Origin of the sequence: Dyella sp. ASV21 (assembly GCF_016428975.1) — a bacterium.
Taxonomy (GTDB): domain Bacteria; phylum Pseudomonadota; class Gammaproteobacteria; order Xanthomonadales; family Rhodanobacteraceae; genus Dyella.
Window position 1 is genome coordinate 51,738 of sequence record NZ_JAELTT010000020.1, and the last position, 16,931, is coordinate 68,668.

The following is a 16,931-nucleotide window of genomic DNA, read 5'->3' on the forward strand; positions in this document are numbered from 1 at the left end:
TCCGAGTTACCCGCGCGGGCAGGCGCGGTCAAGGAGCAGTGTTTTGGCCATCCAAGTTACTTTCGTACGTCGCGCCGTGTTGGCGTCGGCGCTGTTGTCCGTGCTTACCCCGGCCTTCGCCGATAGCGCCACCGACCTCGACAGCGTGGTGGTTACCGCCACGCGAACGGCGCAAACGCAGGATCAGACCCTTTCCGCAGTGACGGTGATCGACCGTGCCGATATCGAGCGTCTGCAGCCATCGTCGCTGGCGGATCTGTTGCGCGGTACCCCCGGCCTGCAACTCGCCAACAACGGCGGCCCCGGTAAATCCACCAGCGTGTTCCTGCGCGGCACCGAATCGGATCACGTGCTGGTGTTGATCGACGGCATCAAGATCGGCTCGGCCACCCTGGGCACGGCCGCCCTGCAGGACATCCCCGTCGAACAGGTCGAACGTATCGAGATCGTGCGCGGCCCCTTCTCCAGCCTCTACGGCTCGGAGGCCATCGGTGGCGTGATCCAGATCTTCACCCGCCGTCCGGAGGGGGCCTTCGTGCCGAGTTTCATGCTGGGCGTGGGCAGTTACGGCCATCTCAGCGGTTCGGCGGGTCTGGCGGGTAAGGTCGGTAATGGCTGGTATGCGCTGGAGGCCTCGCATGACCAGACGGATGGCATCAACGCTTGTCGTGTCGGTGCGTTGGAAGCCGGCGCGGGTTGCTTCGCCGATCAGCCGGACAAGGACGGCTATCGCAACAACGCACTCACGCTGCAAGGGGGCTATCGCTTCGACGAGCAGTGGGATGCCGATGCGCGCGCCTTCCGCAGCGAGGGTCACAATTGGTACGACGGCAGCTATTCCGACTATGCGGAAAGTGCGACCCAGGTGGTCGGCGGCCGTGTGCACTATCGGCCGAGCCAGGCGCTCACTTTCACCCTTAGCCTGGGCACCAGTGGCGATTTCAGTAAGGATTATCTGCACGGCATCTACAAGGATCGCTTCGATACGCACCGCGATGTCGGATCACTCCAGGCCGATGCAGCCGTGTGGGGCGGTGTGCTGACCGGCGGCTTCGACTGGCAGCGCGATGCTGTGGACAGCACCACGACCTACGCCGTGGATAGCCGCATCAATCGGGGCGTGTTCGCCCAGTGGCAGCAGACGTTCGGACGCCAGTCGCTGCAGGCCAGCGTGCGCCGCGACGACAATAGCCAGTTCGGCGGCAAGAACACGGGTAGCCTGCTGTGGGGTTGGGATTTCACGCAGACCCTGCGGCTTACGGCCAGTTACGGCACTGCGTTCAAGGCGCCGACCTTCAACGAGCTGTATTACCCGTACTACGGCAACCCCAACCTGAGCCCCGAGAAGTCGCGCAATATCGAGTTGGGCCTGCGCGGCAGTTATGGCTGGGGTTACTGGTCACTCAATGCATTTCGCAACAACGTCTCGGACCTGATTACCTACGACGCCGCCACGGGTGCGCCAGGCAACGTGGAAGATGCACGCATTCGTGGCGCGGAAGCCGTGCTGAGCGGGCATGTAGCCGGTTGGCTGGTCACCGGCACGGCAACCTGGCTGGACCCGCGCGACGAGTCGAACGGCTACCACGGCAACCTGTTGCCGCGCCGCGCGCGCCAGTCGGGGCGTGTCGACCTGGATCGGAGCTTTGGCGATTTCAGCATAGGCGGCACCTGGTACGCGGCAGGCCGTCGTTACGATGATCTGGCCAATCGCCATGAGCTGGGCGGTTACGCCACCACCGATCTGCGCGTGGCCTACGCGATCACGCGCGAGTTGAAAGTGCAGCTTGCCCTCAACAACGCGTTCGCCAAGAACTACGAAACCGCCTGGTATTACAACCAGCCGGGGCGCAACGCCATGCTGACCCTGCGCTACCAGCCCGCACTGTGACACGCACGCGGGACCGGACGATCCGGTCCCGCGTTTTCCATCGATCTGGAGTAACGAGATGACGATATCCCGTGGTTCCCGTTTTGCGGTACTTTCGTTAGGTCTGGTGGCGGTGATGGTCGCCACGCGCTTCAAGCACTTTGGCGATGTGCTGCACCTGCCGGATGCCTCCATGGCGGTGTTCTTTCTCGGCGGCATGTACCTGCGCCGGCACGCGATGTTTGTGCTGCTGGTGCTGCTGGCGGTGGCGCTCGACTGGGTTTCGATCCGCTATGCCGGGGTGAGCGATTTCTGCGTAACGGCCGCCTATGCGTTTCTGCCGTTGGCTTACGCGGCGTTGTGGTATGCCGGGCGTTGGTACGCGCCGCGCCTGCGTGGGCGGGTGGGGTCGCTGGTCGGCGCATTTGCCGTCGCTTGGATGGCGGCGTGCGTGTCCTTTGCCATCTCCAATGGATCGTTCTACTGGCTGGGCGGGCGCTATGCCCACCCGCATGTTGGCGAATACCTGGCGCGTCTGTGGCAGTGGGGGCCGCTATTCGTGCGTACCACGTTGAGCTACGTCGCGGTGGCGCTGGTGTCGCATGCCATATGCGCACGTATCGCGGCACACTCTCCGGCAACCCATCAGCACGAGGTTGGCGCATGAGCGACACCGAACAAGGCCAAGGCGAAACGACGCCCGAGCAGCGTCATCGCGAACGCATGCAGCGCAAGAAGGAACTGGTCGACCGCAAGATCGCTCGTGCCACCATCGAGCGCGGCGTCTTGGTGGTCAACACGGGTAACGGCAAGGGCAAGAGCTCGTCGGGCTTCGGCATGTTGGCGCGCTCGCTGGGGCATGGCTTTCATTGCGGCGTGGTGCAGTTCATCAAAGGCAGCTTTTCGACGGGCGAGGAAGCATTCTTTCGCCGCTTTCCCGACGAGCTGGACTATCACGTGATGGGCGAGGGCTACACCTGGGAGACCCAGGACAAGAGTCGCGACATCGCCGCCGCTGATGCCGCCTGGACGATCGCCGCCACGATGCTGGCCGATGCGCGCTATGACTTTGTCTTGTTGGACGAACTCAATATCGCCTTGGTGAAGGGTTACCTTGACGTGGACAAGGTATGCCATGCCCTCGCTACGCGGCCGCCGCAGCAACATGTGGTGGTTACCGGCCGCGGTGCGCCCGATGCTTTGGTAGAGCTGGCCGACACGGTGACGGAAATGCGCCTGGTCAAGCATGCGTTCCAGGCCGGCATCCGCGCCCAGAAGGGCATCGAACTCTAAGTGGCGACCATGACTGAACAAGCGCATACCTGTCCTGCCTTGCTGGTTTCGGCACCGGCCTCGGGCCAGGGTAAAACCTCGGTGACCGCGGCGTTGGCGCGTTGGCATACCCGAGCGGGCAAGCGCGTGCGCGTATTCAAGACGGGCCCGGATTTTCTCGATCCGATGGTGCTTGAGCGTGCCAGCGGGGCAGCGGTATATCAGCTCGATCTGTGGATGGCGGGCGAAGACGATGTGCGCGCGCGCTTGCATCAGGCGGCCGGCGAGGCCGATCTGCTGCTCGTGGAAGGCGTGATGGGTCTGTTCGACGGCGGGCTGTCCAGCGCGGACTTGGCGCAGCGCCTTGGCCTGCCGGTGCTGGCCGTGATCGACGGCTCGGCCATGGCGCAGACGTTCGGCGCCATCGCGCTGGGCCTGGCTCGCTACGCCGAGGGTCTCACGGTGTACGGTGTGGCGGCCAATCGTATCGGCAGTCCGTATCACGCGCAGTTGCTGGCGGGGAGTTTGCCGTCCGAACTGCGATGGCTTGGCGCCTTGCCGCGCGAGACCTCGCTGGCCTTGCCCGAGCGTCACCTTGGTCTGGTGGCCGCTCATGAACTGGACGACCTCGATGCCCGGCTCGATGCCTTGGCCGATGCCTGGGCCATGCATGCGACACCCGACCTGCCACCGCCGGTGAGTTTCTTTAGCCACGCCAGTCCGGCGATACCGTCGCTGTTGCATGGTGTTCGCATTGCCGTGGCGCGGGATGCGGCGTTCTGCTTTCTATACCCGGCGAATCTCGATTTGCTGCGCGCCGCAGGAGCACAGTTGGAGTTCTTCTCGCCGCTGGCGGGTGATGCGTTGCCGGCATGCGACGCCGTGTGGTTGCCGGGCGGCTACCCGGAATTGCATTTGACCGTGTTGGCGCAACAGGCCGCGCTGCGGCAGGCGCTACATGCGCACGTGGATGCAGGCCGGCCCGTGCTGGCCGAGTGTGGCGGCCTGCTATATGCCTTGGACACATTGGCCGACGCGGACGGCCACACGTATCCGATGGCCGGTTTGTTGCGCGGCACCGCACAGATGCAGCGGCGACTCGGTGGCTTGGGCATGCAGAGCGTGGCCTTGCCGGAGGGTAGCCTGCGAGGGCATACCTTCCACTATGCGTCCGCTGTCTTGCTGGATGCGCCGCTGGTGCAGGCCACCAACCCGGACGGTGGCCCGAGTCGCGAGGCGGTGTATCGCCGTGGACGACTCACCGCGAGCTTCGTGCACTTCTATTTCCCCTCCAATCCGGAGGCGGCGCAGCGGCTGTTCTTGCCGTGAGTCAGGCCTTCGTCGCGCTGGCGGCCGTAGCGCTCGATGCGTGGCTGGGTGAGCCGCGGCGGGCGCATCCGCTGGTGGCGTTCGGTGGCCTTGCGCGCATGGTCGAGCAGCGCTGCTATGCGCAGCATCGCATCGCTGGCGTGTTGGCATGGACCATGGCGGTGCTGCCGTGGGTAGTGCTGATGGGGTGGCTCGCCGCTTGGCTGCATGCACGGCATCCCTGGTTTGGATACGCGCTGGATGCGGTTTCGCTGTACTTCGCCATGGGTTGTCGCAGCCTTGGTGAACACGCGCTGCCCGTGGCGCAGGCGCTGCGAGCGGGCGATCTGGCTGCGGCGCAGGCGGCGGTGGCGCGCATGGTGAGTCGCGATACCGGATGGCTCGATGCCACCCAGGTGGCGGCTGCGGCGACCGAGTCGGTGTTGGAGAACGGCAACGATGCGGTATTCGGCGCCTTGTTCTGGTTCGCACTGCTCGGCGCGCCGGGCGCGGTGCTCTATCGGCTGGCCAATACGCTGGATGCGATGTGGGGCTATCGCACGGCGCGTTACGAACGGTTTGGCTGGGCGGCCGCGCGTATCGACGATGTGCTGAACTACGTGCCGGCTCGCCTTACCGCGCTGAGCTATGTCTTGTTGGGCAATACGTGTGGCGCGTGGCGCTGCTGGCATTCGCAGGCGGCAGCCTGGGATAGTCCCAATGCAGGGCCCGTCATGGCTGCGGGGGCAGGGGCGCTCGATGTTCGGTTGGGCGGTGCGGCGCCCTATGACGGCGTCTGGGAGTCGCGGCCGATCCTGGGTCAGGGCGCCGTGCCCGACGCGCAAACCATTGTGCGCGCCTGGGGGCTGGTTCGTCGCACACTGATTTTGTGGTTGCTGGTACTGGGCTTGTTCGCTTTGATACGCGGAGGTTCCCATGCTTGAGCACGGCGGTCGCTTGCGGCGCGCGGCGCGCGAGTACGGCAGGGCGGTGGAGCATTGGGTGGATCTTTCCACCGGCATTAGCCCATGGGGGTGGCCGGTGCCGGTGATTCCCGCATGGGCCTGGCAGCGCTTGCCGGAAGACGATGATGATCTGATCGAAGCGGCACGGGACTATTACTGTGCGCCCCATGTATGGCCCGTAGCCGGCTCGCAGGCGGCCATCCAGCACTTGCCGAGATTGCGTGGGCGGTCGCGGGTGGGGGTGATTTCACCGGGATACGGCGAACATGCGTATGCATGGCGCGCTGCAGGGTACGCGGTGGTCTCGCTGCCTGCCCGCGCCTTGCTCGAACGGGTGGCCGAGTTCGATGTCGTCGTGCTGATCCACCCCAACAATCCGGGCGGCGAGCGCTTTGAGCATCGCGCCTTGCTCGCCTGCCATGCGTCGCTGGCGGCACGAGGTGGTTGGCTGATCGTGGACGAAGCCTTCATGGATGCCTCGCCGCAGGAAAGCCTCTGTCCGCAGTCCGCACGGGAAGGGCTGATCGTGTTGCGTTCCGTAGGCAAGTTCTTTGGTTTGGCCGGCGCGCGCGCGGGCTTTGTGTGTGCCAGCGTCGGTCTGCTTGGTGCCCTGCGCGAAGCAGTGGGCCCGTGGGCGTTGAGCGGGCCGACGCGTTACGTGGTGCAGCGTGCGCTGGAGGATCGAGCTTGGCAGGCGCGAGCGCGCACATGGTTGAGCGAACACAGTGCGCGCCTGGCGGCATTGCTGACGCGACATGGCTTGACGCCCAGCGCCGGTTGCGCCTTTTTTCAGTGGTGTTGCGATGAGCGTGCGGCAGTACTGCATCGTGCGTTGGCGATGCAGGGTGTGCTGACGCGTTTGTTCGATACGCCGCGCAGCCTGCGCTTCGGGCTGCCCGCGGATGAAGTCGCATGGCATCGACTGGATGGGGCGCTGGCGTCGTTGGCCATCAGGGAGGCCGTGTCGTGAGCGCGCGCGTGTTGATGGTGCAGGGCTGCACGTCCGACGCCGGCAAGAGCACCCTGGTGGCCGCGCTGTGTCGCTGGCTGCATCGACAAGGGTGCGCGGTGGCGCCATTCAAGCCTCAGAACATGGCGCTGAATTCGGCGGTCACCGTTGATGGCGGCGAAATCGGCCGCGCCCAGGCGATGCAGGCGCAGGCAGCCGGTGTGCCGCCGCATACGGACTTCAACCCGATCCTGCTCAAGCCCAATTCCGATACCGGCGCTCAGGTGATCGTGCACGGGCACGCCGTGGACAACATGGATGCGCGCTGTTACCACGACTACAAACGCGTCGCTATGGATGCCGTGCTTGCCTCGCATGCTCGCCTGGTGGCGAATTACGAGGCCGTGATCGTGGAGGGCGCGGGCAGCCCCGCTGAGATCAATCTGCGCGATCGTGATATCGCCAACATGGGTTACGCCGAAGCGGTGGATTGCCCGGTGCTGCTCATCGCCGATATCGATCGCGGTGGCGTGTTCGCTCACCTGGTGGGTACGCTGGAACTGCTGTCGGAGAGCGAGCGCGCTCGCGTGGCGGGGTTCGTGATCAATCGCTTCCGCGGTGACCTGGCTTTGCTGCAACCGGGGCTGGACTGGCTGGAACGCCGCACCGGCAAACCGGTGCTTGGCGTGCTGCCTTATCTGCATGGCTTGCACCTGGAGGCAGAGGACGCGCTTCCGTGTGATGCAGTTCACAAAACGAATATTGGCCTGCGGGTGGTGGTGCCTGTGTTACCGCGCATCAGCAACCACACCGATTTCGATGCGCTGCGTGCGCATCCGCAGGTGGATCTTCGCTTCGTCGGGCCGGGTGAGGCGCCGCCCCCTTGCGATCTCATCGTGCTGCCCGGGTCCAAGTCCACGCGCGCAGATCTTGCCTGGTTGCGCGAGCACGGTTGGGTCGAGGCGATTGCGCGGCATACGCGTTACGGCGGCAAGCTCATCGGCATCTGCGGTGGCTTCCAGATGTTGGGGCGCTTCGTGCATGATCCGCAGGGCATCGAGAGCGAGCCGGGCTCGAGCGAAGGACTGGGTTGGTTGGAGCTGGAGACCACGCTGGAAGCGCGCAAGCAATTGCGCCGCGTGGATGGAGCACTGGTCCTGGGAGGAGCGCGGGTGAGTGGCTATGAAATCCACTGCGGTGTCAGCCGTGGCGCGGCCCTGGCGCGACCCTCGAGCCTGCTCGATGGTGGCGAGGCTGACGGCGCGCTGTCGGCCGATGGGCAGATATTGGGCAGCTACCTGCATGGTCTGTTCGACCAGCCCGAGGCGCTCGACGCGCTACTGACATGGGCGGGTTTGCGCCAGCCACAGCCGCTGAACCTGCACGCGCTACGCGAAGCCAGCATCGACCGCCTGGCCGATGCCGTGGAGACCCACCTGGACAGCGCAGCGCTGTGTCGCCTGCTGCAACGCGGAGATGGCGCATGCGCACATTGATTCTTGGCGGCGCGCGCTCCGGCAAGAGCGCGCTGGCGGAACGCCTGGCGCACGAGTCGGGGCATCCGGTGACCTATATCGCCACGGCGCAGGCGCATGACGGGGAAATGGCGGCGCGCATCGCCCATCATCGCGCGAGTCGCCCTGCCCACTGGGTAAGCGTAGAAGAGCCGTTGGCCTTGGCTGCGGTGCTTCGCGCGCATGCGCGCCCCGGGCATTGCGTGCTGGTGGATTGCCTCACCTTGTGGTTAAGCAACCTGCTCGGCGCCGAGGACCCATCGCTATTGGCACGCGAACGTGATGCCCTGCTGGCTGCGCTGCCCAGCCTGACCGGCCAAGTGATGTTGGTGAGCAATGAAGTGGGGCTGGGGGTCGTGCCGATGGGCGAATTGACGCGTCGTTTCGTCGACGAGGCAGGACGCTTGCATCAAGCGTTGGCGGCGTCATGCGAACGTGTCGTGTTGGTCGCGGCAGGGCTGCCGTTGACGCTGAAGAATGAATCCAGACATCCCTGAAGGAAGCGCTACATGAGCCATGATTGGCTGCGGGAACCGTGTTTTGCGATCGATCACGAGAGCAGGGAGCAAGCGCGCGAGCATCAGGGGCAACTGACCAAGCCGCCGGGCTCGCTGGGCACGCTGGAGGCACTGGCCATTCGTCTGGCCGGCCTGCAGCACAAGCCGTTGCCGTCGGCGCAGCAGGTGTGGATTACCGTATTCGCTGGCGATCATGGTGTTGCGGCGGAAGGCGTTTCGGCTTTCCCGCAGGTGGTGACGGGCGAGATGGTGCGCAACTTCGCCAAGGGTGGGGCCGCCATCAGCGTGCTGGCGCGCACGCTCGGCGCCATGCTGGAAGTGGTGAACCTGGGCACGGTGAATGATCCGGGCGAGCTGCCGCTGGTGCGCCGCGCGATCATCGCGCCACAGACCCGCAATTTCTGCGAGCAGCCGGCGATGAGCGATGCGCAGCTGGCCGCCGCCTTGCGCGCCGGTGCGGATAGCGTCGAGGGGGCGTTCGAGGCCGGTGCCCAGCTGTTCATTGGTGGCGAGATGGGCATCGCCAACACCACCTCGGCGGCGGCGCTGGCTTGCGGTCTGTTGCGCGAATCGCCTTATGCGCTGGCTGGCGCTGGTACCGGGCTGGATGCCGCGGGCATCGAGCGCAAGGCGGCGGTGATCGAGCGCGCACTGGCGCGCTATCCCAACGATGTGGATGCGCTGGCGTGGCTGGCGCGCGTGGGCGGCTTTGAGATCGCCGCGTTGTGCGGTGCCTATATTGCGGCCGCGCAGCGCGGTATGCCGGTGCTGATCGACGGCTTTATCACCACCGCGGCCGCGCTGGCGGCCGTGCGTATCAACCCCGGCTGTCGTGAATGGATGTTCTTCGCGCATCGCTCGCGCGAACGCGGCCATGTGCGCCTGCTGGCGGCGCTGGATGCCGATCCCCTGCTGGACCTGGGATTGCGCCTGGGTGAGGGCAGTGGCGCCGCCACCGCGGTACCGCTGATGCGGCTGGCCTGCGAGCTGCACGCGCGCATGGCCACGTTCGCACAGGCGGGGGTATCGGGCGCATGAGCGAACGGCACATCAATATCGATCTGCTGCGTCACGGCGATACCGGTGAACGCAGCTATCGCGGACAGCTCGACGACAGTCTCAGTCCGCTCGGCTGGACGCAGTTGCGCGCGGCGATCTTCGGGCGCGCCTGGGAGCGTGTGGTGACTTCGCCGCTGCGTCGCTGCGCGGATTTCGCCCACGAGCTGGCCGCGGCGCGCCGCATACCGATCCGGGTGGATGCGCGCCTGGCCGAGTACCACTTCGGTCACTGGCAAGGCGTGCCCATCGAAACCCTGGCCGAGGAGCAGGGCGATGCACTGGGCCGGTTCTGGTCCGATCCGGTGAATTGCCCGCCGCCCGGCGGCGAACCGTTCGCGGCGTTCCGTCGGCGCCTTTGCGATGCCCTGGACGAGGTAGCGATCCAGGCGCAATCGCATCGCGTGCTGGTGATTACACATGGCGGCGCCATTCGCCTCCTGCGTTGCGAGAACGAGGGGCGTGATTTTGGCGAGATGGCCAGCATGGATGTGCCGCATGCCTCACTGCACCCGCTCAGCTGGACGCGGTCCGCTGCGGGGCTGGCGCGGGTGTAATGCGTAGCCTGCTCGCCGCCATCGGCTTTCTCACCCGGATTCCGGTGTCGGCCAAGGTGTTTGACCCTGCGGGTGCGGCATCGAACCCGTTGCCCTGGTATCCGGTGGTGGGGCTGCTGATCGGTGCGCTGTTGTATGGCCTGAGCTGGCTGCTGGCATCGGCGCCGCCGTTGCTGGCGGCGGCGCTGTTGCTGCTGGCCTGGGTGCTGCTCACCGGCGCCCTGCACTTGGATGGCCTGGCCGATAGCGCTGATGCGTGGGTGGGTGGCTTGGGCGATCGCGAGCGCACGCTGGCGATCATGAAAGATCCGCGCAGCGGACCGATGGGCGTGGCGGCGGTGATGCTTCTATTGCTGCTCAAGTTTGCCGCACTGGCCAGTCTTGCGCCCAAGAGCGCGGCCTTGTGGCTCGCCCCGATGCTGGCCCGTTCTGCGCTCACGGCGGCCTTCATGGTGACGCCGTATGTACGCCAGGGCGGCCTGGGTAGCGCGCTGGCGGGTACGCCGCGCTGGGCATGTGCGACGGGCCTGATCGCTGCCGTGGCGATATCGCTGCCCGCTGGCTGGTCGGCCGCGTGGGCGTGGCTGGCGACGTTGGCGGTATTCGCGCTGTGGCGACGCGCCTGCCTGCGACGGCTCGGCGGCATGACCGGCGACACCTGTGGCGCGCTGGCCGAGTTGGTGGAGGCGGCCGTGCTGGTGGTATTGGCCTGGCATCGCTAAGTGGTGTCCATGGGTACGGATCGTTGAATTTGGCCGCCTAGCCTCGATAATGGTGGGCTGCCGGTAGTCCCGTGGTGCTTGAGTCGTGCAGCGGGACGGCATCGATCTGTGGAGTGCCCATGCCTATCTATGAATTCGAATGCAGCAGCTGCGGTCATCGCTTTGACCGCCTGCAGAAGCTGTCCGATCCCGATCCGTCGGTGTGCCCCGCCTGTGACGTGGCCGAGGTGAAGCGTCGCCTCAGCGCGCCGGGTTTCCGCCTTGCGGGCAGCGGCTGGTACGAGACCGACTTCAAGAAAGACGGCGACAAGAAGCGCAACCTGGCCGGTGACAGCGGGGCTTCCCCGGCCCCTGCGCCGTCTTCGTCCACGCCTTCGTCGAGTTCGGGCTCCAGCAGCGAGAGCTGACCGGGTCCCCTGGCTGAACGCTGCATAGCCGGTCTGCAGGTTTCTGCGAATTCATCGCAAGATATTCAATCTCCATTGAGCCTACGCTCGCTAGCGTGACGCACCGACATAAGGAGCGCTCACGATGCGAACAGGAACAGGGTTGATGGGCGTGGTGGCTGGCGTGGTCTTGGGCCTGCTGGCAAGTGCGGCGCCGATGGCGCATGCGCAGGGCCGCGATGTGATCCGTTGCGGCAGCGACGACGGCCGCTTCAGTCGTTGCCAGGTGCCTTGGCGCGATGCCGAGCTGATCCGGCAGGAGTCCAACAGTCCTTGCGTGCGCGGCCAGTCCTGGGGCGTGGATCGCGGTGGCCTGTGGGTGGATCGGGGCTGTCGCGGCCAGTTCGTGGAAATGGGTCGTGGCGGCGGCTGGCGCGGCGATGACGATGGTCGCTGGCAGGGCGGCGGTGGCTGGCGCCCCGGCCCGGATTGGGATCGCGAGATCCGCTTCCAGTGCGAGAGCGGCGATAAGCGCTACCAGTTCTGCCAGGTGGATGTGGGCGGCCGTGGCCGCGTGCGCCTGCTGCGCCAGCTCTCCGGCACACCCTGCGAAGAGGGCTATAGCTGGGGCTGGAACCGCGCTGGGGTATGGGTGAACCGCGGTTGTCGCGGGCTGTTTTCGGTGGATCGCCGCTGGTAAGGCGTGCCCAGCAGGCGCTGCGCGTCCCCTGCGGGCGCGTGGCGCCGCCCGCCGGCCAGTGCGCCGGTGTTAACATTCGCAGTCTTGTCCACGCATCTCGCCGCCCTGGCGGCCCGGAGTTCCAAGCGCATGCGCACGCATTACTGCGGCCTCATCGATGAGGCACTGGTCGGTCAGACCGTCACCCTTTGTGGCTGGGTCAACACCCTGCGCCTGCAGAGCCATGTGGCTTTTGTCGACCTGCGTGATCACGAGGGCATTGCCCAGGTGGTGGTGGAACGCGAGAACGCGGCGGCGTTTGCTGTGGCCGGCGAGATCGGCAACGAGTACTGCCTGCGCGTTACCGGCACCATTCGCAAGCGCCTGTCGGTGAACGACAAGCTGCGCACCGGCACGGTGGAACTGCTGGCCGACAACGTGGAAATTCTCAACGCCGCCAAGGACCTGCCGTTCGCGCTGCACGAGAATCCCAACGAGGACATGCGGATGACCTACCGCTACCTCGACCTGCGTCGCCCGGAGATGCAGCGCATGATGCGCACCCGCATCAAGCTGGTGCAGGCGCTGCGCCGCTATCTGGACGCGCGCGGTTTCCAGGACATCGAAACGCCCATCCTCACCAAGGCCACGCCGGAAGGCGCGCGCGATTACCTGGTGCCCAGCCGCGTGCATCCGGGCCAGTTCTACGCGCTGCCGCAGTCGCCGCAGCTGTTCAAGCAGATTCTGATGATGGCGGGTTTCGACCGCTACTATCAGATCGCCCGCTGCTTCCGCGACGAAGACCTGCGCGCCGACCGCCAGCCGGAATTCACCCAGCTCGACCTTGAGTTCGCCTTTGTCGAAGAGAAGGACGTGCAGGACTTCGTGGAGGAACTCATCCGCCACGTGTTCAAGGAAGTGCAGAACGTCGAGCTCGATGCCAGCTTCCCGCGCATGACCTGGGCCGAGGCCATGCGCCGTTTCGGTTCGGACAAGCCGGACCTGCGCATTGCGCTGGAGCTGGTGGATGTGGCCGAGGCACTGAAGCACGTCGAGTTCAAGGTGTTTGCCGAGCCGGCCAACGATCCCGCCGGTCGCATCGCTGCGCTGCGCCTGCCCGATGGCGCCGTGCTGAGCCGCAAGGACATCGACCTGCTCACCGAGTACGTCGCCAAGTACGGCGCCAAGGGCCTCGCCTGGATCAAGGTGGAAGACCTCGCCAAGGGCCGCGATGGCATCAATTCGCCGGTGGCCAAGTTCCTCGATGATGCGGCGCTGGAGGCCGTGCTCAAGGCGACGGGCGCACAGTCGGGCGATATCGTGTTCCTGGGTGCCGGCAAGTGGAAGGCTGTCACCGACTTCATGGGCGCGCTGCGCCTGAAAGTCGGCAAGGATCGCGGCCTGGTGGAAAACAGCTGGAAGCCGCTGTGGGTGACCGATTTCCCCATGTTCGAGTACGACGAGGAAGAAAAGCGCTTCGTGGCGCTCCATCACCCGTTCACCGCACCGAAGGTCGACGATATCGACGATCTGCGCGCCAATGCCGCCAGCGCGGTGAGCCGCGGTTACGACATGGTGCTCAACGGCAACGAGATTGGCGGCGGCTCCATCCGTATCCATCGCCCGGATATGCAGAGCACGGTGTTCGACCTGCTTGGCATCACGCCGGAAGAAGCGGAGCTTAAGTTCGGCTTCCTGCTCAAGGCGCTGAAGTTCGGCGCGCCGCCGCATGGCGGCCTGGCCTTCGGCATCGACCGCATTGCCGCGCTGATGGCGGGCACCGAATCGATCCGCGATGTGATCGCCTTCCCCAAGACCACCAGTGCGCAGGACTTGATGACCGACGCGCCGTCGGTGGTGTCCGAGCCGCAGCTCAAGGAGCTGCACGTGCGCGTGGCGTTGACGGAAAAGGCGCAAGGCTAAGGCGTTGCCGCAGTAGGGGCTGTGGTTTTGTGACGGGCCGGTTTGTTCTCAGGGAACTAACCGGCCTATCTTCACCGTCTAACCGCTGACCCTTCTTTGCCGAGCCCTGCATGACCGACCATGTAATCCTGCTGCACGGCCTGTGGATGCGCGGTTTCGCGCTGCTCATGCTGCATCGGCGGATGATGGAAGCGGGCTTTCGCGTGCATCGCTTCGATTACATGAGCGTGGCTGCCACCCAGGAGCGCATCCTGGAGCGGCTGGCGGCACGCATCCGCGAGCTGGGCGACGAGGCCGCCCAGGTGCATCTGGTCGGGCACAGCCTGGGCGGCTTGCTGGCGCTGGAGGCCTGCGTGGAGGACGTGCAGTTGCCGCCCGGGCGCATCGTTTGCCTGGGCTCACCCCTCAAGGGTAGCGCCGCGGCTCGCCGTTTCGCCGGCATGGGGCGTGGCGGCGAAGTATTGCTGGGGCACAACCGCGAGCTGCTCGAATACGGCTTCGAACGATGGGATGGAGCGCGCGAAGTAGGCGTGGTCGCCGGCCGCCTGCCGTTGGGGCTGGGGGCAGTGCTGGGCCAATTCGAGGGCGATAACGACGGTACCGTGGCGGTGGAGGAAACCGCGCTGCCTGGCATCGCCGATCATTGCGTGGTGGAAACCAATCACACCGGCCTGTTGTTCTCGCAAGAGGCCTCGCGACAGGTCACCGAGTTCCTCCAGCACGGGCATTTCGGCCGCGTCAACGGCTGATTGGCCCCCTGCCGAACGCCCGATCAACCCCGTTTGGCTCAATCGCTTGCCTGCGCGCAGCCACGAAAGGATAGAATTCGCGTTCTGTTCGCTCACCAGATTTGCAGGAAGTGCCATGGGTAGAGGCCCGTCCATCGAAGGTCGCAAGAACGCCGAAGACGCCAAGCGCGCCAAGGTGTTCACCAAGCTGATCCGCGAAATCACCGTTGCCACGCGCGCCGGTGTGCCCGATCCGGGGCTCAATCCGCGCCTGCGTTCGGCGGTGGATAAGGCGCTTTCGGCCAACATGCCCAAGGACACCATTGAGCGCGCCATCAAGCGTGGCTCGGGTGCCGACGGCGGTGCCGCGATGGAAGAACTGCGCTACGAGGGCTACGGCCCGGGTGGCGTGGCGCTCATCATCGAATGCTTTACCGACAACCCGACCCGTACCGTGGCCGATGTGCGCCATGCGCTCACCAAGCACGGCGGCAACCTGGGCACATCCGGTTCCGTGGCCTTCCAGTTCTCCCGCGTGGGTGAGCTGGTGTTTCCCACCGGCGGCGATGAAGCGGCCGAGGAAAAGGTGCTGGAAGCGGCCCTGGAGGCCGGTGCCGACGACGTGGTGAACGAGCACGGCGAAAGCACCGTGCTGTGCGCGCCGGAGAACTTCGAGTCGGTGCAGCAGGCGCTGGCCGCCGCGGGCCTCAGTGCCCAGCACGGCGGCGTGGGCATGCGTCCGAACAATCGCGTGCCGGTGCCCGCCGAGGTGTTGGAACCGCTGCTCGATCTGCTGGAAAAGCTGGACGGGCTGGACGACGTCAGCGACGTCTCGCACAACGCCCTGCTGCCGGCCGAGGCCGCCGGCTAAGTTCGCGCGGCCGTCATGGCCCGTGACGATGCTTCGTCCATGACTCGTATCATCGGCATCGACCCGGGCAGCCAGCGCACCGGTGTCGGCATCATCGATGTCGACGCCGGCGGCAAGCTGACTCATGTTTTCCATGGCGCGCTCGTGGTGGCCGGCGAGGCTACCTTTCCGCTGCGCCTGAAACGCATCTTTGACGAGCTGTGTGCCATCATCGCCGCCCATCGGCCGGACGAGTGCGGTGTGGAGCGCGTGTTCATGGCGCGCAACGCCGATTCTGCGCTGAAACTGGGGCAGGCGAGGGGAGCCGCGATCTGCGCGGTCGTCAGTCAGGGGATCGTGGTGCACGAGTACGCGGCGACGGAAGTCAAACAGTCGGTGGTCGGCAGCGGCCGCGGTGACAAGACCCAGGTACAACACATGATTGGCATCCTGCTCGGACTCAAAGGCCCGCTACAGGCCGACGCGGCGGATGCGCTAGCCATTGCCGTGACCCATGCGCATACGCGCGCCAGTCTCGAGCGCGTGGGCATTCCGCGCACGGCATGGAGGCGTCGCCGATGATCGGTCGTCTGCGCGGCACCCTTATTTCCAAGCAGCCGCCGTGGCTGATGGTGGAAGTAGGTGGGGTGGGCTATGAGCTCGAAGCCCCGATGTCCACCATCTACGACCTGCCGGCCACGGGCAAGGAAGTCACCCTGCTCACCCATTACGCGGTGAAGGAAGACAGTGTGGCGTTGTACGGTTTCCTGCACGAGACCGAGCGCACGCTGTTTCGCAATCTGCAGAAGGTCAGCGGGATCGGTGCGAAAATCTCGCTCGCCGTGCTGTCGGGTGTGTCCACCAGCGACTTCGCCCGCCTGGTGCAGGCCGGTGACGTGGTGGCGCTCACCAAAATACCGGGTATCGGCAAGAAAACCGCCGAACGCATGATCGTGGAATTGCGCGATCGCGTGGACGGGTTGGGCGTGACCCTGCCAGGCGCCGGCATTCAGGCGAATGCCGCACCGCTTGATCCGGCGGGCGAGGCTACAGTGGCGCTGCAGCAACTGGGTTATAAGCCGGCGGAAGTCACCCGCCTGGTTCAAAAGGTCGCCGCCGAAGGCGATACGGCCGAATCGATCATCCGCAAGGCGCTGCGCGCCGCACTAGGAAACTGACACGTGACTCCGGATTCCAGTCATGGCCTCTCCGATGCCGACACCAAGAAACGCCTCGCCGCGTTAGCGCTGGGCGCCATTGGCGTGGTCTACGGCGACATCGGTACCAGCCCGTTGTACACCTTGCAGACCACGCTCAGCCATGACGGCATGAAGCCCACGCCCGAGAGCATCTTCGGCGTGCTGTCGTTGATCTTCTGGGCGCAGATCATCGTGGTCTCGCTGAAGTACGTCGTGTTCATCATGCGTGCGGACAACAAGGGCGAAGGCGGCATCATGGCCTTGCTGGCATTGGCGCTGCGCAGCGTGCGCGGCGATGCGCGCCAACGCTGGCTGCTGGCCATCATCGGCATCTTCGGCGCCTGTCTCTTATACACATCTGACGCTGCCGACGACAACGTTCAAAAAGGGGGGGGGGGGGGGGGGGGGGGGGGGGGGGGGGGGGGGGGGGGGGGG

The 16,931-nt window shown here is 65.7% G+C and carries 19 protein-coding genes; all 19 read left to right on the forward strand.

The features are described 5' to 3' along the window. Positions 1 to 43: 43 nt before the first annotated feature. Entirely contained in the window at positions 44 to 1,891 is a 1,848-nt protein-coding gene (gene btuB / locus JHD67_RS09150) for a TonB-dependent vitamin B12 receptor (RefSeq protein ID WP_233171761.1), read from the forward strand. A 58-nt stretch (positions 1,892 to 1,949) separates the two neighbouring features. Next, positions 1,950 to 2,537 (forward strand): hypothetical protein, encoded by a 588-nt coding sequence (locus tag JHD67_RS09155; protein ID WP_199098866.1) that lies wholly within the window; start codon positions 1,950 to 1,952, stop codon positions 2,535 to 2,537. Further along, positions 2,534 to 3,163 carry a cob(I)yrinic acid a,c-diamide adenosyltransferase gene (gene cobO, locus JHD67_RS09160; protein WP_199098867.1) on the forward strand — a complete coding sequence of 210 codons (630 nt, stop codon included), beginning with the start codon at positions 2,534 to 2,536 and terminating at the stop codon, positions 3,161 to 3,163. Before JHD67_RS09155 ends, cobO begins: the two co-directional genes overlap by 4 nt. A 9-nt stretch (positions 3,164 to 3,172) precedes the next feature. Continuing rightward, complete coding sequence (locus JHD67_RS09165; RefSeq protein ID WP_199098868.1) at positions 3,173 to 4,471, forward strand: cobyrinate a,c-diamide synthase; 1,299 nt, start codon at positions 3,173 to 3,175, stop codon at positions 4,469 to 4,471. Continuing rightward, positions 4,468 to 5,394, forward strand: coding sequence for an adenosylcobinamide-phosphate synthase CbiB (gene cbiB, locus JHD67_RS09170; protein ID WP_199098869.1), 927 nt, complete (start codon positions 4,468 to 4,470; stop codon positions 5,392 to 5,394). The genes JHD67_RS09165 and cbiB overlap by 4 nt, the downstream gene beginning before the upstream one ends. Continuing rightward, complete coding sequence (cobD, locus tag JHD67_RS09175; RefSeq protein WP_199098870.1) at positions 5,387 to 6,385, forward strand: threonine-phosphate decarboxylase CobD; 999 nt, start codon at positions 5,387 to 5,389, stop codon at positions 6,383 to 6,385. Before cbiB ends, cobD begins: the two co-directional genes overlap by 8 nt. Next, the gene (locus tag JHD67_RS09180; protein ID WP_199098871.1) at positions 6,382 to 7,860 is read left to right on the forward strand and encodes a cobyric acid synthase; all 1,479 of its coding nucleotides are present in this window, start codon (positions 6,382 to 6,384) and stop codon (positions 7,858 to 7,860) included. Before cobD ends, JHD67_RS09180 begins: the two co-directional genes overlap by 4 nt. Continuing rightward, positions 7,848 to 8,375, forward strand: a complete 528-nt coding sequence (gene cobU, locus JHD67_RS09185; RefSeq protein ID WP_199098872.1) for a bifunctional adenosylcobinamide kinase/adenosylcobinamide-phosphate guanylyltransferase — start codon at positions 7,848 to 7,850, stop codon at positions 8,373 to 8,375. The genes JHD67_RS09180 and cobU overlap by 13 nt, the downstream gene beginning before the upstream one ends. Before the next feature lie 12 nt (positions 8,376 to 8,387). Then, the gene (gene cobT, locus JHD67_RS09190) at positions 8,388 to 9,434 is read left to right on the forward strand and encodes a nicotinate-nucleotide--dimethylbenzimidazole phosphoribosyltransferase (RefSeq protein WP_199098873.1); all 1,047 of its coding nucleotides are present in this window, start codon (positions 8,388 to 8,390) and stop codon (positions 9,432 to 9,434) included. Beyond that, the gene (locus JHD67_RS09195) at positions 9,431 to 10,009 is read left to right on the forward strand and encodes a histidine phosphatase family protein (protein WP_199098874.1); all 579 of its coding nucleotides are present in this window, start codon (positions 9,431 to 9,433) and stop codon (positions 10,007 to 10,009) included. The genes cobT and JHD67_RS09195 overlap by 4 nt, the downstream gene beginning before the upstream one ends. Further along, on the forward strand, positions 10,009 to 10,731 hold the full coding sequence (locus JHD67_RS09200; RefSeq protein ID WP_199098875.1) for an adenosylcobinamide-GDP ribazoletransferase: 723 nt from the start codon (positions 10,009 to 10,011) through the stop codon (positions 10,729 to 10,731). Before JHD67_RS09195 ends, JHD67_RS09200 begins: the two co-directional genes overlap by 1 nt. A gap of 119 nt (positions 10,732 to 10,850) precedes the next feature. Next, complete coding sequence (locus tag JHD67_RS09205) at positions 10,851 to 11,138, forward strand: zinc ribbon domain-containing protein (RefSeq protein WP_199098876.1); 288 nt, start codon at positions 10,851 to 10,853, stop codon at positions 11,136 to 11,138. 124 nt (positions 11,139 to 11,262) lie between these two features. After that, the gene (locus tag JHD67_RS09210; protein ID WP_199098877.1) at positions 11,263 to 11,817 is read left to right on the forward strand and encodes a DUF3011 domain-containing protein; all 555 of its coding nucleotides are present in this window, start codon (positions 11,263 to 11,265) and stop codon (positions 11,815 to 11,817) included. Between the two features lie 129 nt (positions 11,818 to 11,946). Further along, entirely contained in the window at positions 11,947 to 13,719 is a 1,773-nt protein-coding gene (aspS, locus tag JHD67_RS09215; protein WP_199098878.1) for an aspartate--tRNA ligase, read from the forward strand. Positions 13,720 to 13,829: 110 nt separating this feature from the next. After that, positions 13,830 to 14,468, forward strand: a complete 639-nt coding sequence (locus JHD67_RS09220) for an alpha/beta hydrolase (RefSeq protein WP_199098879.1) — start codon at positions 13,830 to 13,832, stop codon at positions 14,466 to 14,468. Positions 14,469 to 14,583: 115 nt separating this feature from the next. Beyond that, positions 14,584 to 15,318, forward strand: a complete 735-nt coding sequence (locus JHD67_RS09225) for a YebC/PmpR family DNA-binding transcriptional regulator (protein ID WP_199098880.1) — start codon at positions 14,584 to 14,586, stop codon at positions 15,316 to 15,318. Positions 15,319 to 15,357: 39 nt separating this feature from the next. Continuing rightward, on the forward strand, positions 15,358 to 15,879 hold the full coding sequence (gene ruvC / locus JHD67_RS09230; protein ID WP_199098881.1) for a crossover junction endodeoxyribonuclease RuvC: 522 nt from the start codon (positions 15,358 to 15,360) through the stop codon (positions 15,877 to 15,879). Next, positions 15,876 to 16,475, forward strand: coding sequence for a Holliday junction branch migration protein RuvA (gene ruvA, locus JHD67_RS09235; RefSeq protein WP_199098882.1), 600 nt, complete (start codon positions 15,876 to 15,878; stop codon positions 16,473 to 16,475). Before ruvC ends, ruvA begins: the two co-directional genes overlap by 4 nt. Before the next feature lie 3 nt (positions 16,476 to 16,478). Then, on the forward strand, positions 16,479 to 16,931 hold a 453-nt coding region (locus tag JHD67_RS09240; RefSeq protein ID WP_343214345.1), incomplete at its 3' end, for a KUP/HAK/KT family potassium transporter.